This window comes from Gemella taiwanensis, assembly GCF_054054385.1.
On the sequence record NZ_JBSMTL010000003.1, the window covers coordinates 1 to 23615 of the forward strand.

The 23615-nt window shown below is 29.4% G+C and carries 21 protein-coding genes; 9 read left to right on the top strand and 12 right to left on the bottom strand.

The window, feature by feature from the left end; genetic code table 11:
* Positions 1-331 precede the first annotated feature (331 nt).
* From ACWOA3_RS03470 to tpx, 8 genes are all read right to left on the bottom strand, one after another.
* Positions 332-1408 (bottom strand): LPXTG cell wall anchor domain-containing protein, encoded by a 1077-nt coding sequence (locus ACWOA3_RS03470; RefSeq protein WP_456884138.1) that lies wholly within the window; start codon positions 1406-1408, stop codon positions 332-334.
* 136 nt (positions 1409-1544) lie between these two features.
* Positions 1545-2753, bottom strand: a complete 1209-nt coding sequence (gene gltS, locus ACWOA3_RS03475) for a sodium/glutamate symporter (RefSeq protein ID WP_003146987.1) — start codon at positions 2751-2753, stop codon at positions 1545-1547.
* A gap of 360 nt (positions 2754-3113) precedes the next feature.
* Positions 3114-3725 carry an NUDIX domain-containing protein gene (locus tag ACWOA3_RS03480; RefSeq protein WP_456884139.1) on the bottom strand — a complete coding sequence of 204 codons (612 nt, stop codon included), beginning with the start codon at positions 3723-3725 and terminating at the stop codon, positions 3114-3116.
* Between the two features lie 19 nt (positions 3726-3744).
* On the bottom strand, positions 3745-4695 hold the full coding sequence (gene whiA, locus ACWOA3_RS03485; RefSeq protein WP_003146989.1) for a DNA-binding protein WhiA: 951 nt from the start codon (positions 4693-4695) through the stop codon (positions 3745-3747).
* Between the two features lie 147 nt (positions 4696-4842).
* A complete protein-coding gene (locus ACWOA3_RS03490) occupies positions 4843-6273 on the bottom strand; it encodes an ABC transporter ATP-binding protein (protein WP_456884141.1) in 1431 nt (476 codons plus the stop codon).
* Positions 6274-6277: 4 nt separating this feature from the next.
* Entirely contained in the window at positions 6278-6967 is a 690-nt protein-coding gene (locus tag ACWOA3_RS03495; RefSeq protein WP_003146991.1) for an energy-coupling factor transporter transmembrane component T, read from the bottom strand.
* 1 nt (position 6968) lies between these two features.
* Positions 6969-7589 (bottom strand): MptD family putative ECF transporter S component, encoded by a 621-nt coding sequence (locus ACWOA3_RS03500; RefSeq protein WP_003146992.1) that lies wholly within the window; start codon positions 7587-7589, stop codon positions 6969-6971.
* An 11-nt stretch (positions 7590-7600) separates the two neighbouring features.
* Positions 7601-8098 (bottom strand): thiol peroxidase, encoded by a 498-nt coding sequence (gene tpx, locus ACWOA3_RS03505; RefSeq protein WP_003146993.1) that lies wholly within the window; start codon positions 8096-8098, stop codon positions 7601-7603.
* Between the two features lie 182 nt (positions 8099-8280).
* Here tpx and ACWOA3_RS03510 point away from each other — a divergent pair, with 182 nt between their 5' ends.
* Entirely contained in the window at positions 8281-10365 is a 2085-nt protein-coding gene (locus ACWOA3_RS03510; RefSeq protein WP_456884144.1) for a DUF5776 domain-containing protein, read from the top strand.
* A gap of 83 nt (positions 10366-10448) precedes the next feature.
* On the opposite strand, the gene metG is transcribed toward ACWOA3_RS03510, so the two are convergent.
* Positions 10449-12449 carry a methionine--tRNA ligase gene (gene metG / locus ACWOA3_RS03515; protein ID WP_035466989.1) on the bottom strand — a complete coding sequence of 667 codons (2001 nt, stop codon included), beginning with the start codon at positions 12447-12449 and terminating at the stop codon, positions 10449-10451.
* 316 nt (positions 12450-12765) lie between these two features.
* The gene (pepT, locus tag ACWOA3_RS03520) at positions 12766-13992 is read right to left on the bottom strand and encodes a peptidase T (RefSeq protein ID WP_003146997.1); all 1227 of its coding nucleotides are present in this window, start codon (positions 13990-13992) and stop codon (positions 12766-12768) included.
* A 218-nt stretch (positions 13993-14210) separates the two neighbouring features.
* Here pepT and ACWOA3_RS03525 point away from each other — a divergent pair, with 218 nt between their 5' ends.
* Positions 14211-14711 (top strand): acyl-CoA thioesterase, encoded by a 501-nt coding sequence (locus tag ACWOA3_RS03525; protein ID WP_003146998.1) that lies wholly within the window; start codon positions 14211-14213, stop codon positions 14709-14711.
* 48 nt (positions 14712-14759) lie between these two features.
* Here ACWOA3_RS03525 and ACWOA3_RS03530 read toward each other — a convergent pair whose 3' ends face one another.
* Both ACWOA3_RS03530 and deoD read right to left on the bottom strand, forming a co-directional pair.
* A complete protein-coding gene (locus ACWOA3_RS03530; RefSeq protein ID WP_003146999.1) occupies positions 14760-16481 on the bottom strand; it encodes a phospho-sugar mutase in 1722 nt (573 codons plus the stop codon).
* Positions 16482-16518: 37 nt separating this feature from the next.
* Complete coding sequence (gene deoD / locus ACWOA3_RS03535; protein WP_003147000.1) at positions 16519-17229, bottom strand: purine-nucleoside phosphorylase; 711 nt, start codon at positions 17227-17229, stop codon at positions 16519-16521.
* A gap of 388 nt (positions 17230-17617) precedes the next feature.
* Here deoD and mbhE point away from each other — a divergent pair, with 388 nt between their 5' ends.
* Genes mbhE through ACWOA3_RS03570 form a run of 7 tightly spaced genes read left to right on the top strand, consistent with a single transcriptional unit; the run spans position 17618 to position 23370 of the window.
* Entirely contained in the window at positions 17618-19984 is a 2367-nt protein-coding gene (gene mbhE, locus ACWOA3_RS03540; RefSeq protein WP_003147001.1) for a hydrogen gas-evolving membrane-bound hydrogenase subunit E, read from the top strand.
* Positions 19974-20399 (top strand): Na(+)/H(+) antiporter subunit B, encoded by a 426-nt coding sequence (locus tag ACWOA3_RS03545; protein WP_003147002.1) that lies wholly within the window; start codon positions 19974-19976, stop codon positions 20397-20399. Before mbhE ends, ACWOA3_RS03545 begins: the two co-directional genes overlap by 11 nt.
* Complete coding sequence (locus ACWOA3_RS03550; RefSeq protein ID WP_003147003.1) at positions 20399-20758, top strand: Na(+)/H(+) antiporter subunit C; 360 nt, start codon at positions 20399-20401, stop codon at positions 20756-20758. The genes ACWOA3_RS03545 and ACWOA3_RS03550 overlap by 1 nt, the downstream gene beginning before the upstream one ends.
* Positions 20751-22232 (top strand): proton-conducting transporter transmembrane domain-containing protein, encoded by a 1482-nt coding sequence (locus ACWOA3_RS03555; RefSeq protein ID WP_456884149.1) that lies wholly within the window; start codon positions 20751-20753, stop codon positions 22230-22232. The genes ACWOA3_RS03550 and ACWOA3_RS03555 overlap by 8 nt, the downstream gene beginning before the upstream one ends.
* A 2-nt stretch (positions 22233-22234) precedes the next feature.
* Complete coding sequence (locus ACWOA3_RS03560; protein WP_003147005.1) at positions 22235-22732, top strand: Na+/H+ antiporter subunit E; 498 nt, start codon at positions 22235-22237, stop codon at positions 22730-22732.
* Positions 22725-23015: a monovalent cation/H+ antiporter complex subunit F gene (locus ACWOA3_RS03565; RefSeq protein WP_003147006.1), complete on the top strand. Its 291-nt coding sequence runs from the start codon at positions 22725-22727 to the stop codon at positions 23013-23015. Before ACWOA3_RS03560 ends, ACWOA3_RS03565 begins: the two co-directional genes overlap by 8 nt.
* The gene (locus ACWOA3_RS03570) at positions 23002-23370 is read left to right on the top strand and encodes a cation:proton antiporter (RefSeq protein ID WP_003147007.1); all 369 of its coding nucleotides are present in this window, start codon (positions 23002-23004) and stop codon (positions 23368-23370) included. Before ACWOA3_RS03565 ends, ACWOA3_RS03570 begins: the two co-directional genes overlap by 14 nt.
* Positions 23371-23615: the final 245 nt, after the last annotated feature.

Consider the following 23615-nt stretch of genomic DNA (forward strand, 5'->3'; position numbering starts at 1 on the left):
TAATTTTCTTTGCTTGTGCTGTATTTTGTACTAGTGATGTTGTTTGAAATGTTTGCTGTTTTCCGTATTCGTAACCAGCGAAGGCTGATAGTCCGATTACAAGTGAACCACAGGCACTAGTAATAATAATATTCTTTTTATTCATACATATTCTCCTTAAATATTTAATTCGTAACAATTCCGTTTTATTATAACATAGTGTTTCGGATTTGTAAATAGGAATCTTTACGGTTAATATACGTAATTACTCTCAACTAAAAAATTTATACTTCTATAAAATTAAAAATAAAGAGTAACAATCAATTTCTAAATCGTTACTCTTTATAGTGTCTTAATTATTCTTTTGTTCTCTTCTTATTAATATTGCTGCTAAGATTAACATAACTCCAACTACTTCTAAAGCTAAAGTTTTTATACCAGTTTTTGGTAATGAAGAGACTTTATTCACATTATCTATTTTTTTAGTTAATGTTTCTGGTAATTCTTCCTTCTTAACATCTACAGCTCTTTCGGGAATAATCACCTGTGCTCTTTCTTCAAGATTTTTTGCACAAATTTTTATTCGTTCTACAATTGTAAATTTACTAAAATGGTTAATATTAAACTGTAATTCTCCTTCTGAATATTTACTATTAACTTTTTCAAGAGAGATATCATTCGTAATATGATAAACTTCTAATTCAGTATTATCCTTCTTAGTTATTGCTATTTTTACCGTTCGTTCCTCGTTACTGTCTACCTTTTTATCATCTTTTTCAAAGTGGATTTCGAACGTTTCTATAACTTTATAATCATTACCTAACTTGTTTTCAATAGATTTATTTAACTTATTATCATTTAAAGATTCAACATATAATTTATCAGCTGAGATACTTCCTTTTTTATATTCTACTCTCAAATCACGGCCTGATAAATTTGCAACTAACAAATCTTTATTAGGAGACTTGTTTACATCATGATATTTTTCTTTATCCGACATTGCCGGGAACTTATTATCATCTTGTTTTACTGGAGTTTTATCTTCTTTTGGTTCTACCAATGGTTTTCTATCTGGTTCAGTAGATGGTTTTTTATCTGGCATAACTGATGGTTTTTCTGTTGGCTTTTCTTCTGGTTTCACAGGTGGTTTTCTGTCTGGTTTTTCTGTTGGTTTTTCTTCCGGTCCCACAGGAGGTTTTCTATCTGGTTTTTCAGTCGGCTTCACCGGTGGTTTATTCCCTGATTTTTCTGGTGTATTCTCTGGTAGAATAGGTTCAACATCTGGTCGAACACCGTTCTCATCAATTATTACTTTATTGTCAGTTTCCATTACCGCATTGGCACTTGCTACTTTGATGCTACTAATACTAAAAATAATACCTAATATTCCAACAGAAATTTTCCTTATTGTATATTTTTTTTGTTTCACTTCTATTCTCCTAAAATGATTATCAAATCTATTTAAACTTTCTAACTATTATATTATACATTACCATTTTCATCAAGTAAAAGTCATAAAAAAAGTTTGATTAGAATTCAAATTACTAATCAAACTTTCTTTATTTTTATCTAGATAAAAATGAGAAAAATCCACTTATAATAGCAACATTAAAGAAGTCAATAAATAATGCTCCTACTATTGGCATTACGAAGAATGCTATATGTGAGTGTTTATATTTATCACAAACACTTTGCATATTCGCAATACCGTTTGGTGTTGCTCCAAGTCCAAATCCAACGTGTCCTGCAGATAATACAGCGGCATCATAATTTCCACCCATTACTCTAAATGTAACAAAGTAGATAAATACCCATGCTAATACTGCTTGAGCTAATAATAAAGCAGCAAGTTGTCCTGCGACACTACTTAGTTCCCATAGTTTTAAACTTATCATAGCCATTCCTAAGAATAGATTTAATGAAACATCCTCTAAAATATGAATTTCTTCATAGTGTAAATCAAACTTGCTTGTATGGTCTGTTACATTTCTTAAAATTGCCGCTACAATCATCGGCCCAATATAGTTCGGGAAGTTTAAAAAATGATTTAAAAATGTTGATACATAACTACCGATAAACATTGAAAGTAAAATTAAGAAAAATGCTTTCGCGAAATTCTCACCATCTAATTTCTTAACATCATTATTGAATAAAAATTCATCGTTATGTACTTTTTCATTTTCAACTTCTTCAGCTAATACTTTTAACTTTTTACCATTAATTAGCCTGTTTGCTAATGGTCCTCCAAGACTAGATCCTGCAATCAAACCAAAAGTTGCTGCCGCAATAGCAACACTCTTAGCACCTGTGTGGCCCAATTCCTCAACGATTGGTGCCATCGCAGCCGCAGTTCCATGTCCACCTGTCATTGCAGTCGAACCTGTTAATAATGCTATTAGCGGATCTATTCCAGTTGCATATCCAATTCCTACCGCTACAATGTTTTGAAGAACTACTAAAATTATTGCCATTAATAAGAACATAACAACTTTTCTTCCACCAACTTTTAGTAATCTCCAACTTGCATTAAATCCTATACTTGTAAAGAATACTGTCATAAAGAAACTTTGTAAAGTATTATCAAACTCAAAAATTACTAAGTTTGTTTGTCTTAAGACTAAATTTAATATTGCAAATAAGAATCCTCCAATAACTGGCGATGGTATACAATATGTTTCAAAGAATTTAACTCTACTTCTCAGAAATCTTCCAATAATTAATATTACAACAGCCAATCCTACTGTTTGTATCATATCCATTTTTATATTAAACATATTATCATCCTTTCTATATTTACGTTATATTTTCTAACATATTGTTATAAACTTTATATTTAGAAAGTACATTTTATAAATTTTAATTTTTGAAAAATTTTCAATGTAAATTTGCAAAGTATTATAATTTAATATATTAATATTACACTTTATTTTAATTTTTTTCAAGACTACGTTAGATTTTATTACATTTTAATAACTAACAGTTTTAAAATAAATAAACAGAACGATTAGTTTTAAACAATTTTTAAAATTATTTTTTACAAATTCATTCTGTTTATTATTTTTCAGATTTAATAGTAATCTGAATATAGTTAGCATTAATATGAAGCTAGTATTCTTTTAAACCGCGCTTCATAATTAGAATATTGGTTTTAAAAATTCTGACCAAGTCTCATAATTTTCTTCTGATTTTGCTTCTTCTGCTGACATCCACTTGATAACAAGTGTATCATCTTCTTTTACTTCCACTTTAGTTTTATCAACTTTACACTCATAGACAACACCTACATGGACTTGACCTACTTCTGTTTTATCATCATTTATCAACCCTATAAAGTGTAGATTATTTAATGCCTCTTCTTCAGAAACTCCCACTTCTTCATTCAACTCTCTAGCAGCGTTGATTTTTAACATTTCAAAAATTGTTTTTCCTTCAACCTCGTTCATATGTCCACCAATACCAACAGAAGCTTTACCGTGAAGTCTCGCTTCACCTCCACCTACTAGACGTTTATATACTAATACATCATTAGTATTCGAATCTTTTAATAGTACGTACCCGATTAATTGTTTATAACTTGGATCTTCTTCCATATCTCCACGACGTTTTACTTCATATAATTCGAATGTATCAATAATTTTTTTTGTTTTTTCATCATTTTTTTCTATAAAACCATAGAAATGATTTTCCTCATTATTAAATAATTCTTTTCTATTTACAACTAAAATTTGTTCATCCCACTTGCTCATCATTTTTTATCCTTTCTCTTTATTTTGCTTGGTATGTTCCTTCTCTTAATTCTTTAGCTATTTTCGCTATTTTTCTAAATCTATGATTAAGACCCGATTTCGATAATTTTCCATCTTCAATCATTTCTGCTATTTCTTTTAATGGATACTCTGGATACTTAAGTCTTGCTTCAGCAACAACTCGAAGTTTCTCATCGATATTATCTAACCCTATTCTTTCCTCAATTATATTAATATCCTCAACCTGCTTCGCAGAGGCATTAACAGTCTTATTCATATTCGCCATGTCGCAATTTTGCATTCTATTTACAGAGTTATTTATATCTCTAACAATTCTTTCATCTTCAAATTGGAACAAAGCTTGAAAAGCTCCTACCAAATTAATAAACTCAGCTATTTTCTCAGATTCCTTAATATAAACAATGAATCCTTTTTTTCTTTCAAGGCTTCTTGCATTCAATTTATAACTATTTAATAGTTCATTTAATTCTCTATTGTGTTCCTCATAAGATGAGAAAATCTCCATATGATAACTAGATGTACGAGGGTTATTTATCGAACCACCTGCTAAAAATGCACCACGTAAATACGCTCGTTTTTTCTCATCCGTATCTATTAATTCTTTAGCAATATCTATTCTCATTGTGTAATTATCATTTAGAATGTAAAGATCAGTCAATATTTCTTTCACATTTTGATCTAAACGACAAATATATACATTATTTTTCTTTAACTTTAATTTTTTACGTACAGAAATATTCACATGTACATCATAAAAATACTTAATTAAAGAAAACATTCTTCGTGCTATTGAGGCATTCTCAGTTTGAAAACTTAAGCTTAACCTACCATTCGATATATTTAATACACCGTTCATTTTTATAAGAGCAGATAACTCAGATAAAAATTCTCTATCTTTTGTTATCTCTATTAAAGTCAACTCTTTTTTCATATCTGAAGCGTATGACATAAATTCCCTCCTATCTTCATTTTTCTATAACCTATATATTTTATCATGATAATAGTAAATTAACAAATTATTTGAGTTGAAAATATAGTTAACATAGTACATTTGCAAATGAATATGAGGCAAAAAAGAGTTAACATACAATGTACATTAACTCATCTTTTCTAATATTTTATTTTTATTAGACTCATTTACCTCTATACGTTCTTTTATACCTTGTTTATCAAAGAAAAGTACTTCGTCAGAGACTTGACATAAAAATTCATAATCGTGGGTAATTATAAATATCACTACATCATCTTTAGCTATTTGCTGAATCAAATGACTTAGTTCTATCATATTTACATAATCTAGTCCACTCGTTGGCTCATCAAATACTAAGATTTTTTTATTAGACAATAAAGCAGATGCTATCGCTACCCTTTGTTTTTCTCCTCCAGATAATGTATTAGGATGACGATTTAAAAATTTCCTAATATTTAATTTATCTACTACTTCATCAAATAACTCTAAATTCTCACTACCTAACTTAATCTCCTTTTCAACAAGGTTAGTAAATAATTGATAATTCACATCTTGCATTACTTGGAATGTACTACGTATTAAATCTTTTTTATTAAGATTTTTTCCATTAAGTGTAACTTTATGTTTAGATTTATGTAGTCCACTTAGAGCATTAGCAAAAGTAGTCTTTCCGCATCCATTAGCACCAATTATAGAATAAATTTTTGATGAAGAAAAACTCTCATTTTTTAAATAAACTTGATGATTATGGACTTCATAATCTAGTTGCTCAATATATAAATAATTCTCTTTATTCTTTCTAGGTTCTTTCCTACCAAGCTCTACTTTTGATAAATCTATTTGTCTAGTTTGACACGCTCTACTATCAAAATCAGAAAGCTGTTCTTTTGTAACTTCGTGAACTAGTCTACCATCTTTAATAATATACATTCTATCGATTAAATTCTTTAAATAGTAAATTCTATGCTCAGCTACAATTATTGTCTTTCCTTTATTTTTCAATGCTTCTATTATTGAAGATATTAGTTTTATAGATTTTAAATCTAGATTACTAGTAATTTCATCAAGAACATAAACATCAGCATCAAGCATCATACTTGCCATAAAAGCCAGTTTTTGTTTTTCGCCACCACTTAATTCTAAGACGTTTCTATCCAATAGATAATCAGCAGCAAACTCATTTACTACTTCATCAATTCTATTTTGAATTTCAGGTTTAGAATAACCATAATTTTCCATACTAAAAGCTAGTTCGCTAGTAGAGTCTAAATTGAAAAACTGATTCTTAGGATTTTGAAATACACTTCCTACTACTTTAGAGAATTCTTTTAATCTATCTCCTATACTTAGATGTGCAACTTTAAATTCTCCACTAAAACCACCATCAAAAAATTCAGGAGCTAGACCATTTAATACCCTCATAATTGTTGTTTTTCCACAGCCACTTGCTCCCGTAAACAGAATACATTCACCTTTTTTGATTTCTAGTGACAAATCTTCAATATTTAATTTTTTAGATTCAACATATTTGTAATTAAAATTTTTAAATGTTATCAACTTATCACCTCATAAACATAATAAAACAAAAAATTATAGTAACAGCTACCATGACCAAATAATCAATCTTGTTAAATTTTAATTCAATATAACTAGTTGGTTTTTCTTCATTATCTATACCACGGCACAAACACGAAACAGAAAGTTCATTAGCAATATTTGTACTTATAATTACATAAGGAACAAATATATATTCAAAAAATTTAAATGGATGAAGTAAGTAGTAACCTCTACTTACTCCAATCCCCTTCATTTTTAACGAATTCTTTATTAGTTTGTAGTCAGTAAGTAATACAGGGAAAAATCTGTATAAAACTGCAAGAACTATTATCATTTTCTTTGGTAATCTAATACTTCTTAAAAAACATATCAATTCAGATACTTTTGAACTACTAACTAACGCCATACCCGCACATAATGGGAAATATAACGTTTTAAACATTAGTGCAGTTAGTAATAAAAAGCTATCAACAACTTGAAGCGTTACGGTATGAGCAAAGAAAACTTCATATGCTGTAAAGAAAAGATATATCCCGAAAAATCTAATCATTCTTTTAAAGTTAGAACTTATACCTAAGTATATTGAAAAACAAAGTGCAATAACTAAATGCATGCTAATTGACATCATTTTAAACATTAAAATATTAGCAATGATCAATATAAAAATCTTAGTTCTTATATCTAACTTCAACATACTATATACCTGCTTTATTGAAATTCTTGAAATATAATTTTCTTCCAAGGTATGTTCCAATAATTGAGAAAATAATCGTAAAGATAACTATAAAAATAAATGTCTTCATATCAGAAGAACTCATAACTAAGTTAATTTTTTCTTGAGAATAATTTCTATTTTGAAGATGTTTTACATATGCATCTTTCATAAAGAACATTGGTAATATTAATCCGATATTTCCTAAATTAAAGAATAAGTATGATAAATATTCATTTCCATATCTAAATGCAATCTCCGCTAAAACAGCCGCTCCAATTAGAACAACACCACCTACAACAGAGTGCCCTGATACAGTCATAAAAATACCAATAATTGCTATCATTATAAATATAGCCATATTTTTATTGATTTTATTAAAAATTAAACTATATACACTTCCACAAACTAAAGCAGCTGTAATAGAAGTATAGGTAGCAAAATAGACTTTTCCGCCAAATATCAAGGATGTTAAAAGTGTAGAAATTCCAATTCCCACAGCCATTACAAGAATTAATAAAATAGTATAAAGTCCTAAAGTAATTAAATCTTTAATCTGTAAATTTTTATTTTCTTCTTTATTTATATATTTTAATTCTGTCATCTATTACCCCACTATAATTTCTTCAGTGCATCTAGAGCATTGTTATAGTTTGGCTCTTCACCGATTTCCTCTAACACTTCTTTATAGCGAATAACTCCTTGTTCATCAAGAACAAATACAGCTCGTGATAATAAACCTAATTCTTCAATTAATAATCCATTATTGTTTTCAAAATCACGATATTTATAGTCAGAAACAGTAATTGCATTGTTAATTTCTTTATCAGCACAGAATCTTCCTAATGCAAATGGTAAGTCTTTTGATACTGTGATTACTACTGTATCAGTTAAATCCCCTACTGCTTTATTAAAGTTAATAGTTTGTAAAGCACATACTCCTGTGTCTACTGATGGGAATGTGTTGACAATTACTTTTTTCCCTTTATAATCTGATAATTCAAACTCTGATAATGTTTTAGTAACAGCTCTAAAATTCGGGAAAACTTCCCCTAAGTTTAGCTTGTCTTCAATAGTAACTGGTGTTCCTTTAAAGCTTATTGTTTTCTTCATAATTAATACCTCTTTTTATTATAATTTATATTGATAAAACTATCTACAACTAATGATAACATATTTCAATTAGAGTTAAAAGTTTTTTACATAATTTAATATGATTTTAAGCGTTTTTTATGTAGTTTTGTTATTATTTTATGATATAATAGAATGGAATATTGTTTGAAAGGATTATTTTTATGTCAAAAGAAGAAAAAGATATAGTAGTTAAAAATGATACTACAGACACGACTGAAGAAAAAGATAACTCTACATCTTTTTTTGGTCGTTTTAAAAAACAAGTTAAGACTCTTAATTTTAAAAATAATGAAACTAAGGAAAATAGTAATTCTCATATTGATGAATCCGCTATTGAAAAAGAACTTCGAGAAAAAGAAAAAGAAGTAAAAAAACAAGAACAAGAATTAAAAAAACGAGCTTTAGAGCTAGAAAAAGCTAAAAAACAATTTGAAGAACAACAACGTAAAATAGAAGAAGAGAAGAAGAAAAATGAACTTGCTCGTGCTGAAAAAGAAAGACTTGAAAAAGAACGTATTGCTCGTGAAAAAGAATTAGAACGTCAACGCATCGAAAAAGAAAAAGCTGAAAAACGTGAACAAGAACGTCTTGAAAAAGAACGTATCGCTCGTGAAAAAGAATTAGAACGTCAACGCATCGAAAAAGAAAAAGCTGAAAAACGTGAACAAGAACGTCTTGAAAAAGAACGTATCGCTCGTGAAAAAGAATTAGAGCGTCAACGTATAGAAAAAGAAAAAGCTGAACAAAGAGAAAAAGAGCGTCTTGAAAAAGAACGTATCGCTCGCGAAAAAGAATTAGAGCGTCAACGTATAGAAAAAGAAAAAGCTGAACAAAGAGAAAAAGAGCGCCTTGAAAAAGAACGTATCGAAAAAGAACAAGAAGAAAAAAGAAAAAGAGAATTTAGACGAAAAGAAAAAGAATTTAAGTTATCAGAAGATAAGAAAAAATTAGAGCTATTACAAAAAGAAAATGAGATGAGAGAACACGAAAACACTCTTCTATCATTACAAACTTCATTAATTTCTCTAGAAGATAAAATAGAAGAAAAGAAACTTACTATCTCTACTCTAAAAAATAGAAAAACTGATAAAGAGAAAATAATGCTAGAAGAAAAAAGACTTAGTGTTTTAAATTCTCAAAGACAAGTTGTGTTAAAAGATATTACAACTGAAAAAAAAGCCATAGAAAAAATTCAAAAAAATCTTGATATTGAATATAAACTAGATGGTCTTAAAAAGGAAATTCACAGTATCAAAAAAGAAGTTGTTAATGAAGATGAAACAGCATTTAAAGTTAAATATATTGACAATAAATCTAAAAATATATTCGTGGTATCTCTTCTAAGTATTAAAGCTTTCATTTCTAAATCTATTTTAAGAAATAAAGTTGAGAATTATGATAAAATACAAAAAGTATCCAAAAATATTAAGGTTAGAATCGCAACTTCAATAATTTTAGCATTATTATTATCAATTTGTTTCTTAGTTACTCTGAAATTCATTTCTTCTGCAAAAGAGCACTATGTAGGATTCGGTGAAACTAACAATAGTGCCGTCGATACTACAGACGAATTGAAAAAACAAAAAGAAGCTGAGGAAAAAGAAAAAATTCTTAAAGCGCAAGAACAAGCCAACGCCGTTCGTATAGATTCAGAAGCGCAAGATGAAGAAATAACTGCAAAATTAGCTGGAACATTCTCATCTTACTCATTCGACGTAGACCGTGAAGTTACAGTTAATAAAAAAATTCATGCATTTAAATCAGCTAGTTGGTCTGAACCTGGAGATGTAATTGAACCTGGAACAAAACTAACAGTAGATAAAATAGTCTCTCCAGCTGGATACATCATGTATCATATTTCATCAGGTAACTTACAAGGGCAATATATTACAGCAAATGAAAAATTTGTTTCTGTAGATAAGAAAAATGATCAACTTGAAAACTTTATCTCTCGTCCAGTAGCAATTAAATTCTTGACTACACAAAATATTTATTCAGACGAGTCTCTAAGCAGCGTCAGATCAACTTATGGTAATGGAGCCCAATTAAATATTACTGGTATTGGTATTTCTAAAAATAATAGATTAATATATCATGTAGCTGATGGATCTTTTGTACCTGTTAATCCAGTTCGTGTAACTGAAACAAACAGAGAAGCACCTAAACAAAAGAATAATGATAATAAAAATACTACTAATTCTCAAAATACCCAAAATCAAAACACTCAAAAAAGAACAACTAGATAATAAACTAATCCACCTTGATTAACCAAGGTGGATTTTCTCATAAAAAAAGAGAACATAGCATTTAGCTATATTCTCTTTTTTTATTATCTAATTTCTGCCCCGTTAGGGATTTCAGAATTAATTTCTACTACTCGTAAAATACCATCTTTTTCAGCTGATAGTATCATACCTTCACTTAATTCACCACATAATTTAACAGGTTTTAAATTAGCTACTACAGCTACTTTTTTACCAACTAATTCTGCTGGATCATAATATTTAGCAATACCAGAAACTATTTGTCTTTGGTGATTACCTAAGTCTAATTTGAATTTTAATAGTTTAGAACTTTTCTTAACTTTTTCACATTCTAATACTTCTGCAACTCTTAATGAAGTCTCAAAGAATTTATCGATTGTAATTTCTTCAGCAAGTTCTACATAAGTATCATCCTGTTCTTCTTTTGATTCAGTTTCTAAGTTTTCTAAAGCCTTAGGAGACATTTGATTTTTAATATACTCTACCTCTACTTCTTTATCAAATCTTGGGAAAATTGGAGTTGGTTTTTCTACAACTTTAACCGTTCCATCAAATACTCCAAATGTTTTAGCTGATTCAAATACTAATAATTCTTCTTTAACACCTAATTGTTTAGCAATTTCAACAGGAGCTTTTGTTAAAGCTGGCGCTATTAAAATTGTAGCAATACGAAGACTTTCTGCTAAATAGTTCATTACCTTATCTAATTCAGGTTGATTAGCTTCATCTTTCGCTAGAATCCATGGTGTAGTTTGATCGATATATTTATTAGTTCTAGAAATAAATTTCCATACTGATTCTAATGCTTTAGAGAACTGCATATTCTCCATATATTCTTCATATTCTGCAATAACTTCTTTTGATAAAGCTATTAATTCTTTATCAAATTCTGTAGTTGGTTCCACAAATTTTGGAATAATTCCACCACAGTATTTGTTAATCATTGAAATAGTTCTATTTAATAAGTTTCCTAAATCATTTGATAAATCTGAGTTGATTCTATCAATAAAACTTTCAGGAGTGAAGATACCATCTTGTCCAAATGGAACCTCACGTAATAAATAGTAACGAGCTGAATCTAAACCATAACGTTCTATCAACATATATGGATCAACTACATTACCTTTAGATTTACTCATTTTACCATCTTTCATTAATAACCAACCATGAGCAAAAATTTTCTTAGGTAGAGGTAAATCTAATGCCATTAGAAGTATTGGCCAATAAATCACGTGGAAACGTACGATTTCTTTCCCAACAACTTGCACATCTGCAGGCCAATATTTATTAAATAATTCTTCACTATCTCCAGTCGCATATCCTAAAGCTGTAATGTAGTTAACTAAAGCGTCAATCCAAACATATACAACATGTTTTGGATTAGATTTTACTTTTACTCCCCAATCGAAAGTTGTACGAGTAACTGCTAAATCTTCCAATCCTGGCTTAATAAAGTTGTTAAGCATTTCATTTTTTCTGCTTTCAGGTAAAATGAATTCAGGATGCTCATCATAGTATTTCACTAATCTGTCAGCATATTTACTCATTTTGAAGAAATAACATTCTTCACTTACTAATTTAACTTCATTTCCACTTGGTGCGATACCACCAATCATATTCCCCTCTTCATCTCTGAATACTTCTTGAAGTTGTGTTTCTGTGAAATATTCTTCATCACTAATTGAATACCAACCTTTATATTCTCCAAGGTAAATATCACCTTTTTCAACTAATCTATCAAAAATTTCAGAAACAGCTCTCTCATGATAATCATCTGTAGTACGAATAAACTTACTATAGTTGATATCCATTGCTTCCCATAATTTTTTAATATCTTTAATCATTTCATCAACATAAGCTTGTTCTGAAATACCTTTTTCTTGAGCCTTTTGTTGGATTTTTTGACCGTGTTCATCTGTACCTGTTAAAAAGTATGTATCATATCCACTTAATTTTTTATATCTAGTTAATGCATCACAAGCAACCGTTGTGTACGCATGTCCTATGTGTAAGTTACCACTTGGGTAATAAATAGGAGTTGTAACATAAAATGTTTTTTTAGTCATCTTACAACCATCCTCTCTTTCATTTCAATTTTTTAGTTAATATACATTACTATTGTACCATATAACTCGAGTTAATGCATTTTTTTTTATCATTTTTTTCAAATTTCAAAATACTTTTATATAAAAAAGACATCACTCCTTAAGTAAAAAAAATTAAAAGCAAGATTCGTTATAAATCTCGCTTTTGAATTACTCAACTATTAAGTTTCAAATTAATTCACGAACTAATTTCTTCATAATAAACTTAATGCTACTATGATATAGTATATATTATATGATTTCATAAATTATCTTTGACACCATGGAGTTATTTTTTCTACTTTTTTGCTAATTTAGCAATCTCCACTATTGTATCAGCCGCTTTTGACATATGTTCTAAGCAACTAAATTCATATTGTCCATGGAAGTTTTCTCCCCCAACGAAAATATTAGGAGTCGGAATACCCATGTAAGAAATTTTAGAACCATCAGTTCCTCCACGTATTGGAATAATTAATGGTGTTACACCAACATTTTTGATAGCTTGTTCAGCTACATCAACGCAACGTTTATCTTCTTTTATTACATCACCCATATTATAATATTGATCGTAAAGTTCATATTCAACAACATCGCCATATTTTTCATTAATCTTAGTAGCAACTTCTTCTGCGAATTTTTTACGTGCAAGGAATTTTTCTCTATCGTGGTCACGAATAATATAAACCATTTCCGCTTCTTCAATTCTCGCTTGCATATTGTGTAGTAAGTAGAATCCTTCATACCCTTCTGTATGCTCAGGAACTTCTTTTTCTGGGAATAATGAAGCTAGTTCAGCAGCAATCATATTAGCATTTTTCATTTTTCCTTTTGCAGTACCTGGATGTACACTTACTCCTGTAATTTTATATGTAATTTGCGCAGCATTAAAGCTTTCATATTGAAGCTCTCCTAGAACTCCACCATCCATAGTATAAGCATAATCCGTAGCGAATCCTTTTGCATCAAAATGATCAGCACCACGTCCAATTTCTTCATCTGGACCGAATGCGATACGAATATCTCCATGTTCTATTTCAGGATGTTCACTTAGGTATTTAATAGCTTCTACTATTTCAGTAATTCCTGCTTTATCATCAGCACCTAGTAAAGTTGTACCATCTGTAGTAATTAATGTAAGACCTTTATAGTTACTTAAATTAGGAAACTCTTCTTTAGTCATTACAATATTTAATTCTTTATTTAAAACTATATCTTCTCCATCGTAGTTTTCAATAACTTGTGGATTTATTCCTTCTACATTAAAATCAGCTGTATCTACATGTGAAATAAAACCTATTTTGTCATAAGGCTTATCAGTATTAGCTGGTAATGTCGCTGTTAAGAACCAATTTTCTTCATTTAGGACTATATCGCTAAGATTTAGTTCTTCTAGTTGACCTTTTAACATACGTAAGAAATCTTTTTGCTCTGGAGTAGACGGGATTGTTGTACTAGCCGCATTAGATCTAGATTTAAAATTAACATATCCTAAAAAACGTTCTAACATAGTTTCATATTTCATTATTCTTCACCTCATTTGTATTTTATTTTATTATAATATACTTTTTAACAAAATGTAAAGGTTATACTACACTATTTTTTATATAAATATATATGTATCTTTTTTCTAATATTATAAACAATCTTCTTAATAATATTGTTTTTTTATGTTACAATTACATATGTATTCTAATTTTATATTAGACATTAGTAAAATTAAATTTTAAGGAGAACTTTTTCATGCAAGAAGTTATGAATTATAAAGATACTAGGATTGAAAACTTCCATACTATATATCCTAACCATATGAACAGACATGACACATTATTCGGTGGACAAACTCTATACTGGCTTGACGATGTACAAGGTTTAGTAATACGTAGATATACACACCTACCCTTCTTTACAGCAAGTATTGACACATATCAATTTTTAGATGTTGTACATAGACACGAAGCATTAATTATCAATAGTTATATTTCTAGAGTTGGTACTAGAAGTGTGGAGATTTTTGCAGAACTAAGTGCATTTAATCATGAAACTAGACATACTCGTCTAGTTGGAATCTGTTTCTCAACATTCGCTATTAATAGAGACACTGTCCTTGAGAAACCTTTACCAAAAGTAGAATATACTGACGAAATTTCAAAATTTGTTAGCTCTTCATACGCAGATAGACAAAGCGGAAAATTATCAGCTAGACAATTCTGTAAAGAATATCTAAAATATTATAATAAATAGCAAAAAAGGAAGCGAGATTTTTTCTCACTTCCTTTTTTCACTAATTTATTAATCGATTGAGTAAAGTAATTCTAATACTTTTTCTTCAAATTTAACTAATTTTTCTTCAGCAACTTTCTTATCTGCATCTTTAACGTAGATGTAAAGTTTTACTTTTGGCTCAGTTCCACTTGGACGTAAAGTATACCAAGATTCATCTGAATAACTGAATTTAACAGCATCTGTTTTTTCGATTTCAATATCTTTTTCTTCACCAGTTGCTACAGTTTTTTCTTTTTGCACTAAGTAGTCAGTAATAGCTACTACTTCACTTCCAGCAATTTCACGAGCAAAGATTTCACGATATTTTTCCATCATACGTTTAATTCTTTGAGCACCTGCCGCTCCTTCTAAAACGATTGAGATAGTTTTATCTAGGTAATAACCATATTTTTCATAGAATCCATCCAGCACATCTACTAATGTTTTACCTTGTGTTTTGTAGAATGCTGCTGCTTCTACTAATAACATAGCGATAGTAACACCATCTTTATCACGTAAGAATGTACCAACGTTGTATCCGATACTTTCTTCATATCCCATCACATAGTTTTTCTCACCTGTAATATCCCATTCATTTGGTAATGCACAGATGTTTTTGAAACCAGTTAGAACGTCAATTACTTCTACTCCGTATTCTTTACACAGTGGTTCTACCATTTTTGAAGTTACGATAGATTTAACTAATACTGGGTTTTCTGGAAGTTTGTTTTGTTTAGCAAGATTTTCAATAACATATTGAACTAATACCGCTCCAGCTTGGTTACCATTTAGAGAAACTACTTCACCATTGTGAATTACTTCTACAGCAAGACGATCACAGTCGGGGTCAGTTGCTATAATTACATCAGCGTTAACTTCTTTAGCTAGTCTTTCACCATATTCAAATGCTGCAGTGTCCTCTGGGTTTGGATATTCAATTGTTGGGAAAGTTCCATCTGGATCTTTTTGCTCTTCGACAACATGAACATTTTCAAATCCACGGCGTGCAAGAACTGTTGTTACAGCTTTGTATCCTGCACCATTTAATGGTGTATAAACTACAGAAATATTTTTGTCGATATTTTCATCATTAATTGCACAGTTTAAAGATTCTCTATAGAATTCTTCATCAATTTCTTGACCAATGTAAACTAATAATCCTTTTTCTTGAGCTTCTTCTTCTGTTAAAGTAACATAGTTATCAAAGATATCCATTGAGTTAATGTATTCTAAAACTTTATCACTTATATCAGATTTAATTTGAGACCCTTCTTGCCAGTATACTTTATATCCATTATATTCTTTAGGATTGTGACTTGCTGTAATGTTAATACCACTAGCTGTTCCTAAGTAACGAACTGCAAATGATAATTCTGGAGTTGGACGCAAATCTTCGAATAGGTATGCTTTAACTCCGTTACTAGCCATTACTAATGCTGCTAGTTTAGCAAATTCTTTTGAGAAAAGACGTGGATCGTGTGCAATAGCAATACCTTTTTCTTGTAATCCATTGTCGATAATAGTTTGCGCTAACGCTTTTGTAGCACGAGCGATAATGAATCTATTCATTCTATTTGAACCCATACCTACTTTACCACGTAATCCCGCAGTTCCGAATTCTAATTCTTTATAAAATCTATCTTCTTTTTCTACTTCATCATCAGCTACATTTTTTAATTGAAGTTTTTCTTCTTCAGTTAAAGCTGAACTGTTTAACCATTTTTCATATAATTCTTGATAGTTACTCATATAATATTACCTCTAAATTATCTCTTAAATTTAAATTTTATGCTAGACCTAAAGCAATTTCCATCATTTTAGTAAACGCTGTTTGTCTTTCTTCAGGAGTAGTTTCTTCTCCTGTTACTAAAGAGTCACTTACTGTTAAGATTGTTAAAGCATTAACTCCTGCTGCGGTTGCGTTAGCGTATAATGCAGTACTTTCCATTTCAACAGCTAAAACTCCCATTTTAATCCAGTTTTCCATAGCTTTTTCATCAGCATTATAGAAAATCTCACTACATAAAATATTCCCAACGTGTACTTGTTGTCCCATTTCTTGAGCTTTATTGTATGCTTTTAATAATAGATCAAATGAAGCTGTTAAGCTATAGTTTCCTGGGATATTGTATTGGTGCATGTAATTTGAATTTGTAGAAGACCCCATACCTAAGATTACATCGTATAATTTTACTTCTGGTTGTAATGCTCCACAAGTTCCAATTCTAATTAAGTTTTTCACTCCAAATGTATGAATTAATTCATAAGAATAAATACCGATACTAGCTGGTCCCATACCAGTTCCCATTACAGAAATCTTTTTACCTTTGTATGTTCCAGTATATCCTAGCATACCACGCACTTCATTAAAACAAACGGCATCTTCTAAGAAAGTTTCAGCAATAAATTTCGCTCTTAAAGGATCTCCCGGTAAAAGAATCGTTTCAGCGATTTCTACTCCATTTGGTTTAATATGTGGTGTTTGTTTATGTGACATCAGTTAGTCCCCCTGTAAATATATTAATAACTTTATTATACCTTTTTTTCTTATCTTAAACAAGTTATATTAGAAAAATAATTATCTATATTTTCCAACGAATATTCTGAAAACAATAACTCTTACATGATGTTTTCAACAATAATTTCATAATATATAGTAAATATATATAAATATAAACTTTACTTAAAATACAACAATATTTATTCTTTTCAAAAAAAATTAACACATATTTTTACAGCTTATTAAAGAATTATTAATGGTATTTTGTAATATACAACAATATTTATTGAAAAATAATTAGATAAAAATTGGATATTAATAGTAATTTAATCAATTTTGTTATATAATTAATGTTATAAAAAATAAATTAGAAAGAGGTTTTTTTATGTTACAATTAGCTGTCTTTTTCCCAGTAATTGCGATGTTTTTCATACCTTTCTTAAGAAAAAACTTCAAAAATATTCATACTGGAAAATTTGTTATAATTGTACCATTAATTCTGTTTGGATATTTTGTATCAAATATAAAATATATCTATTCAGGTGGGACAATATATAAAAAATTGGCATTTGTTTCTAATGCAGGACTTGATATTAACCTTAATCTTGACGGTTTATCACTTCTTTTCTCATTACTAATTACAGGAATTGGTACCTTAGTAATCTTATATTCATGTTACTATATGAGTATTTCAGATGAAAAACTACATAAATTTTATATATTTCTATTAATATTCATGTCAGCAATGCTAGGAGTAGTATTATCTGATAATATGCTTAGTATGTACATGTTTTGGGAGTTGACTTCTGTATCTTCTTTCCTACTTATTAGTTATTGGCATGAAAATGATGCTTCAAGAAAAGGTGCTTTAAAATCATTAATAATTACTGTTTTTGGTGGTGTATTAATGCTAGCAGGTATCTTCATTCTAAATAGTATCACTGGTAGTTTTAACGTTAGTGAAATAATTGACTTCACTAATAATCATGGTTACAACAGTAAATATATTATCGCTATGATTCTTATTTTATTTGGTGCATTCACTAAATCAGCTCAATTTCCATTTCATATTTGGTTACCTGATGCAATGGCTGCTCCAACTCCAATTAGTAGTTATCTTCACTCTGCGACAATGGTTAAAGCCGGTATTTATTTATTACTTAGAATTGGAATTGTATTCTCATTCACACCAGCTTTCGGAAATGTCTTAATTGTTTTTGGTACTATTACTATGTTATTAGGATCAATATCTGCAATTTTTTTAAAAGATCTAAAAGGGATTTTAGCATATTCAACAATCAGTCAGCTTGGTATGATGACACTTATGATTGGTGTTGCAAACTTAGGTCTATATAATGATAATCATTATATTTATACTTTTGCATTTTATGCTGTATGTTTCCATATTATTAATCACGCAGCATTTAAAGCTAGCTTGTTTATGATAACTGGTATAATAGATCACTCATTCCATACTAGAGATATTAAACAACTAAGAGGAGTAAGAATGTATATGCCTCTTGGATTTATATTAAGTATAATAGCTGGATTCTCTATGGCAGGAATTCCACCATTAAGTGGATTCTACTCAAAAGAATATTTCTTAACAGCTGTATATGGTTTATTAAATTCTAGTATGTTATACATGATAATTGTTATAGCTGTTGTAATCAGTGCTCTAGGAACAGCAGTATATTCATTAATATTAGCTTTCAAACCATTCCTAGGTACTTTCGATAGTAAAGTACTTGGAGACAAAAAACTTCATTTACCAAAAAATGGAATGTTTATTTCTCCAATAATACTTGTAATCTTCGTTATTATTAACACGTTTATTAAAGATTACATTGTAATTCCAGCTCAACAAGCTGCTCTTGCTGTAAAAACAACAAATAATGAGGTAATAACTCATGTTCATCATGATAGTTTCATATCATCTGAGCTTCTTACTTCTATTTTTGTTATAATCGCAAGCTTTGTAATTTATAAAGTTTTTGCTAGTGGAAATAGTATTTATTCAATGAATCCTAGCATTATTTCTATTCACGGTGCATATAATAATTTAGGTATATTATTACATAAAGTTAGTGGTAGACTTCACGATGCATTCATCACTAATCAACTAAGAAGAAATATGAGTTATATATTCTGTGGCCTATCAGCTACCATTATCAGTGGTTATTTTGCAATTGGTAGACCTATGATAATAAATAACTTCTCTACTATTCATTATATGAATATATTCATTGGACTATGTATTGTCCTTTGTTGTGTTGCTCTAACAAGAGTTTACAATAGATTAGTACTTATAATCCTTTCATCTGGTGTTGGATTTATGATGACTGGTTTATATGTAACTTTCAGAGCACCTGATTTAGCAATGACACAATTCGTCATCGAATCAATTTCTACAATTATCTTCTTAATAGCTTTCATTCTATTAACTGATAAAACAAGACAAGTAGAAAAAAATAGTTTCAAACTTACAAACGCAATTATTGCAACACTGACTGGTGTTAGTTTTATAATTGTAGGACTTGTATCTTATGCATACAAAAATCCATCAGAAATCAGCCAATTTTATTTCGATAACGTTGTAGCATCTGGTGGAGGAAACATAGTAAATGTTATTATCGTTGATTTCAGGGGATTTGATACCTTGTTTGAAATAACAGTTATGACGATGGTAGCTCTAATAATTTATGCTATGTTCAAAATTATTAAAAGAGGAGGACCAAAAGATGAAAACTAATGATGTAATTTTAAAATCATTATCTGCAATTATTTCAGGTTGTATATTTCTACTTTCACTTAGTTTATACTTCGGTGGGCACTTCCTTCCAGGTGGTGGTTTCGTAGGTGGACTCCTTTGTACAATGGCTCTTGCTTTATCTATGTTCACATATGGAATAGACAAAGTTACTAAACTACTTCCAATAAATTACGTTTATGTAACAGCAATCGGCTTACTTTTCTCTATCGGAACAGCTTTTAGTGGAGTTGTTGTTGGAAAAAATTTCTTTAAACATCACTTCACTCATATCCATGTTCCAATTATGGGAGAGATGGAATTACATACAGCTGCGATTTTCGACTTAGGTGTTTACTTCGTAGTTGTTGGTGTATTAATGTCAGTAATATTAGCTTTTGGAAAGGATGGTAAATAATGGAATTTTATATGATTATCTTATGCGGTATTCTTGTTGGTTTTGGTGTTTACCTTATGCTTTCTAAGAGTATGATGCGAATAATTATCGGTGTTGGTCTTTTTGGACATGCTGCTAACCTAATTATTCTTATCGCAGGTGGTCTATATGATGGTGATATCCCCATTATCTCAGAATTAGGAAAAAATTATATAGACCCAATACCAGCAGCACTTATTCTTACTGCTATCGTTATTGGTTTTGCAGTAACTTGTTTATTAATTTCAATTTATATCGCTAACTACAAACTAAAAGGAAGCGATAATGTAATTGATCTTGAAGACGTTGAAAATATGAAGGAGGAGAGAAATAATGCATAGTAATTTACCTGTTATTCCAATATTTATACCCCTTCTATTTGCTGCAATAACAGTATTATTTAGAAAAAGAATAGCCATGCAACGTTTACTAACAACATTAGCTACTCTGTTAGTCTTAGCATTTTCAATCTACAACATCTATCTTGTAGATAAACATAAAATACTAATATTAGAAATGGGTAACTGGGCTAGTCCTTTCGGTATTACATTGACTTTAGATGGACTAAACAGTGTTTTAGTTACAACTTCATCATTAGTATTTTTAGCAACTCTATTATACTCATTTAAAACAATAGATAAAATACGTGAACTTAGCTTCTTCTATCCAGGTTTCTTATTAATAATGGTAGGTATTAACGGAGCATTCACTACAGGAGATATTTTTAACCTTTTTGTTTTCTACGAAATCTTACTTATGTCTTCTTACTTACTATTGTTAGTAGGTATAAATAAAGAACAACTTAAATCTTCTATTAGTTATGTACTAATGAACGTTTTTGCTGGTAGTTTATTTGTTATTAGTATCGGTTATCTTTACACAATTGTTGGTAGTTTGAATATGGCATACATATCACAAACAATTTCTTCTATGTCAGATCGCAGAGGATTATACCTTGTCGGCGCAGTAATGATATTCGTGTTCTGTATGAAAGGAGCATTATTCCCACTATTCACTTGGATGAATAAATCGTATGTAGCACCTCCAATTGCTGTCTCAATTATCTTTGGGGCGCTATTAACAAAAGTTGGACTATACTCGATTATTAGAACTTATGGACTATTCTACTACGAGTCAAACTTCATTAAATCATACTTATTAATTTTAGGTGCTATATCTATAATAGCCGGATGTATTGGGGCAATTTACCAAAAAGATTTAAAACAAATAGTAGTATTTAACATTGTAATTTCTCTAGGAGTAATGGTTTGTGGAACAGCTACATTAAATACATTTGGTGTTAAAGGTGCTTTATTCTACGCTGTTAACGACATACTGCTTAAAGCTGCTTTATTCATAATCGTAGGCTTAATAATTTACGTTAGCGGTGTTAAATATATTCAAAAATGTGGATTAATTAACAAATATCCTCTTCTAGGATGGACATACTTTATTGTTGTCTTATCATTAGCAGGAGTACCACCATTTAGCGGATTTTATGGTAAAGCTTTAATAATTAAAGGATTAGTAGCAAACAACAATACATTTATTGCAATACTTGTTGCTTTATCTGGATTAGTTGTGTTTTACTCATTAATTAAAGTTTTCTTAAATGTCTTTTACGATAATATAAATAAGAGTTTAATTTTAAAACCTCTTCCTAAAGGTGTACAAATCCCTCTTATCGCTATCATAGCAATTGCATTAATTATTGGAGTTAGCACTAACCTATTAGATGGATTCTTCGATAAAGGTATACAAATGGTACTTAATCCTCATCATTATATCGATTTAGTACTTAAGAAAGGAGCATAATTATGGCACTACAATTTTTAATTAACATATTAGTTGGTGTAATATGGATGTTCTTTTCAGGAAGTTATAATTCTGAATATTTTGCAGTTGGATTTTTCTGGGGGATGGTATTATTATTCATCTTCAGAAAAACATTTGTTAAAAATATTTTAGGAGAACAACTATACTACATTTATGTATACAAATGGATAAAATTAATCTTAATGTTTTTAGTTGAATTGCTAAAAGCAGATGTGAATGTTTTAAAATTAATGTTCAAAAAAGATCTTGATGTTAATCCTGTCATTTTTGAATATCCTCTTGAAGTAAAAAAAGCTTGGCAAATTACCCTTTTAGCCAACATGATTACTTTAACACCTGGTACTCTTACGGTGAATATTAGTCATGATAATAAGGTCTTACATATTCACTGTTTAGATACTGATAATATTCCTGGTGAAATTGAAGGTATAAAAAATAGCTTTGAAAAAGCAATATTGGAGGTTGATTTAGATGGATAAAATTGTAGAGTATTCTATTTTATTGGGGATTTTCGCTAGTATTGCTATGATATTTTTCCTACTAATTTATATCGTTAAAAAGCCTAGTATCTTTGATAAATTAATAGCAAGCGACCTTCTTGCTATGCCTCTTATGTGCTTAATAGTTTTAGTAAGTATGTACTATAAAACTTTTTCATATATTTCACTTATACTTATAATAGCTATTATCTGTTTAGTTGGTACTGTAGTTACTGCTAGATTCTTAGCTAAAAAGGAGGTTTTCAGTGATGATACTAAATAATATTTTAGATATTGTTATTATACTTCTAATTTTAGTTTCTATTATAGCTATGTTAGCAACTGTGATTGGATTCATTAGGTTACCTGATGAACTAACTAAAATTCACGCCGCTGGTGTTACTGGTTCATTTGCTGTTGAATTAGTACTTATTGCTGGATTTGTTTATTTCTATAGATATTTACACGTCCTTGAGTTTAAATTCTTTTTAGCAATTGGATTCTTATTCTTAGCCGCTCCAGTTTCAGCTCATATGATTTCTATAAGTGCAATAATATATAATAAGCATGTTTATTCTAAGAACGAGAAAGATGAAGCTAAAAAAGTTCTAGAAGATATTGAAAAATTAAATAAATAATAGTAATATCAATTACTAATATACATATTGATTCATAAATTCAAAAACTCTATATGTCATAAAACCTGAAAGAATAACTCGAGAATAAGATTTTTTACAATCAATTTTCGAGTTGTTTTTTAATATTCTTAATTTCTCTTTTAAATAACGCTTTACATGATATTAATTACTTAATAAAACGCTTAAAACAACCCTAGACCTTGACTTATTTTACTTTATATAGTAATATTCATATAGATTATAAT

Coding starts and splice junctions, on each gene's coding strand:
- gltS (WP_003146987.1), bottom strand. CDS start 2,753: ATGTTTAATATAAAAATGGATATGATACAAACAGTAGGATTGGCTGTT.
- ACWOA3_RS03480 (WP_456884139.1), bottom strand. CDS start 3,725: ATGAGCAAGTGGGATGAACAAATTTTAGTTGTAAATAGAAAAGAATTA.
- whiA (WP_003146989.1), bottom strand. CDS start 4,695: ATGTCATACGCTTCAGATATGAAAAAAGAGTTGACTTTAATAGAGATA.
- ACWOA3_RS03495 (WP_003146991.1), bottom strand. CDS start 6,967: ATGTTGAAGTTAGATATAAGAACTAAGATTTTTATATTGATCATTGCT.
- ACWOA3_RS03500 (WP_003146992.1), bottom strand. CDS start 7,589: ATGACAGAATTAAAATATATAAATAAAGAAGAAAATAAAAATTTACAG.
- tpx (WP_003146993.1), bottom strand. CDS start 8,098: ATGAAGAAAACAATAAGCTTTAAAGGAACACCAGTTACTATTGAAGAC.
- ACWOA3_RS03510 (WP_456884144.1), top strand. CDS start 8,281: ATGTCAAAAGAAGAAAAAGATATAGTAGTTAAAAATGATACTACAGAC.
- metG (WP_035466989.1), bottom strand. CDS start 12,449: ATGACTAAAAAAACATTTTATGTTACAACTCCTATTTATTACCCAAGT.
- pepT (WP_003146997.1), bottom strand. CDS start 13,992: ATGAAATATGAAACTATGTTAGAACGTTTTTTAGGATATGTTAATTTT.
- ACWOA3_RS03525 (WP_003146998.1), top strand. CDS start 14,211: ATGCAAGAAGTTATGAATTATAAAGATACTAGGATTGAAAACTTCCAT.
- ACWOA3_RS03530 (WP_003146999.1), bottom strand. CDS start 16,481: ATGAGTAACTATCAAGAATTATATGAAAAATGGTTAAACAGTTCAGCT.
- deoD (WP_003147000.1), bottom strand. CDS start 17,229: ATGTCACATAAACAAACACCACATATTAAACCAAATGGAGTAGAAATC.
- mbhE (WP_003147001.1), top strand. CDS start 17,618: ATGTTACAATTAGCTGTCTTTTTCCCAGTAATTGCGATGTTTTTCATA.
- ACWOA3_RS03545 (WP_003147002.1), top strand. CDS start 19,974: ATGAAAACTAATGATGTAATTTTAAAATCATTATCTGCAATTATTTCA.
- ACWOA3_RS03550 (WP_003147003.1), top strand. CDS start 20,399: ATGGAATTTTATATGATTATCTTATGCGGTATTCTTGTTGGTTTTGGT.
- ACWOA3_RS03555 (WP_456884149.1), top strand. CDS start 20,751: ATGCATAGTAATTTACCTGTTATTCCAATATTTATACCCCTTCTATTT.
- ACWOA3_RS03560 (WP_003147005.1), top strand. CDS start 22,235: ATGGCACTACAATTTTTAATTAACATATTAGTTGGTGTAATATGGATG.
- ACWOA3_RS03565 (WP_003147006.1), top strand. CDS start 22,725: ATGGATAAAATTGTAGAGTATTCTATTTTATTGGGGATTTTCGCTAGT.
- ACWOA3_RS03570 (WP_003147007.1), top strand. CDS start 23,002: ATGATACTAAATAATATTTTAGATATTGTTATTATACTTCTAATTTTA.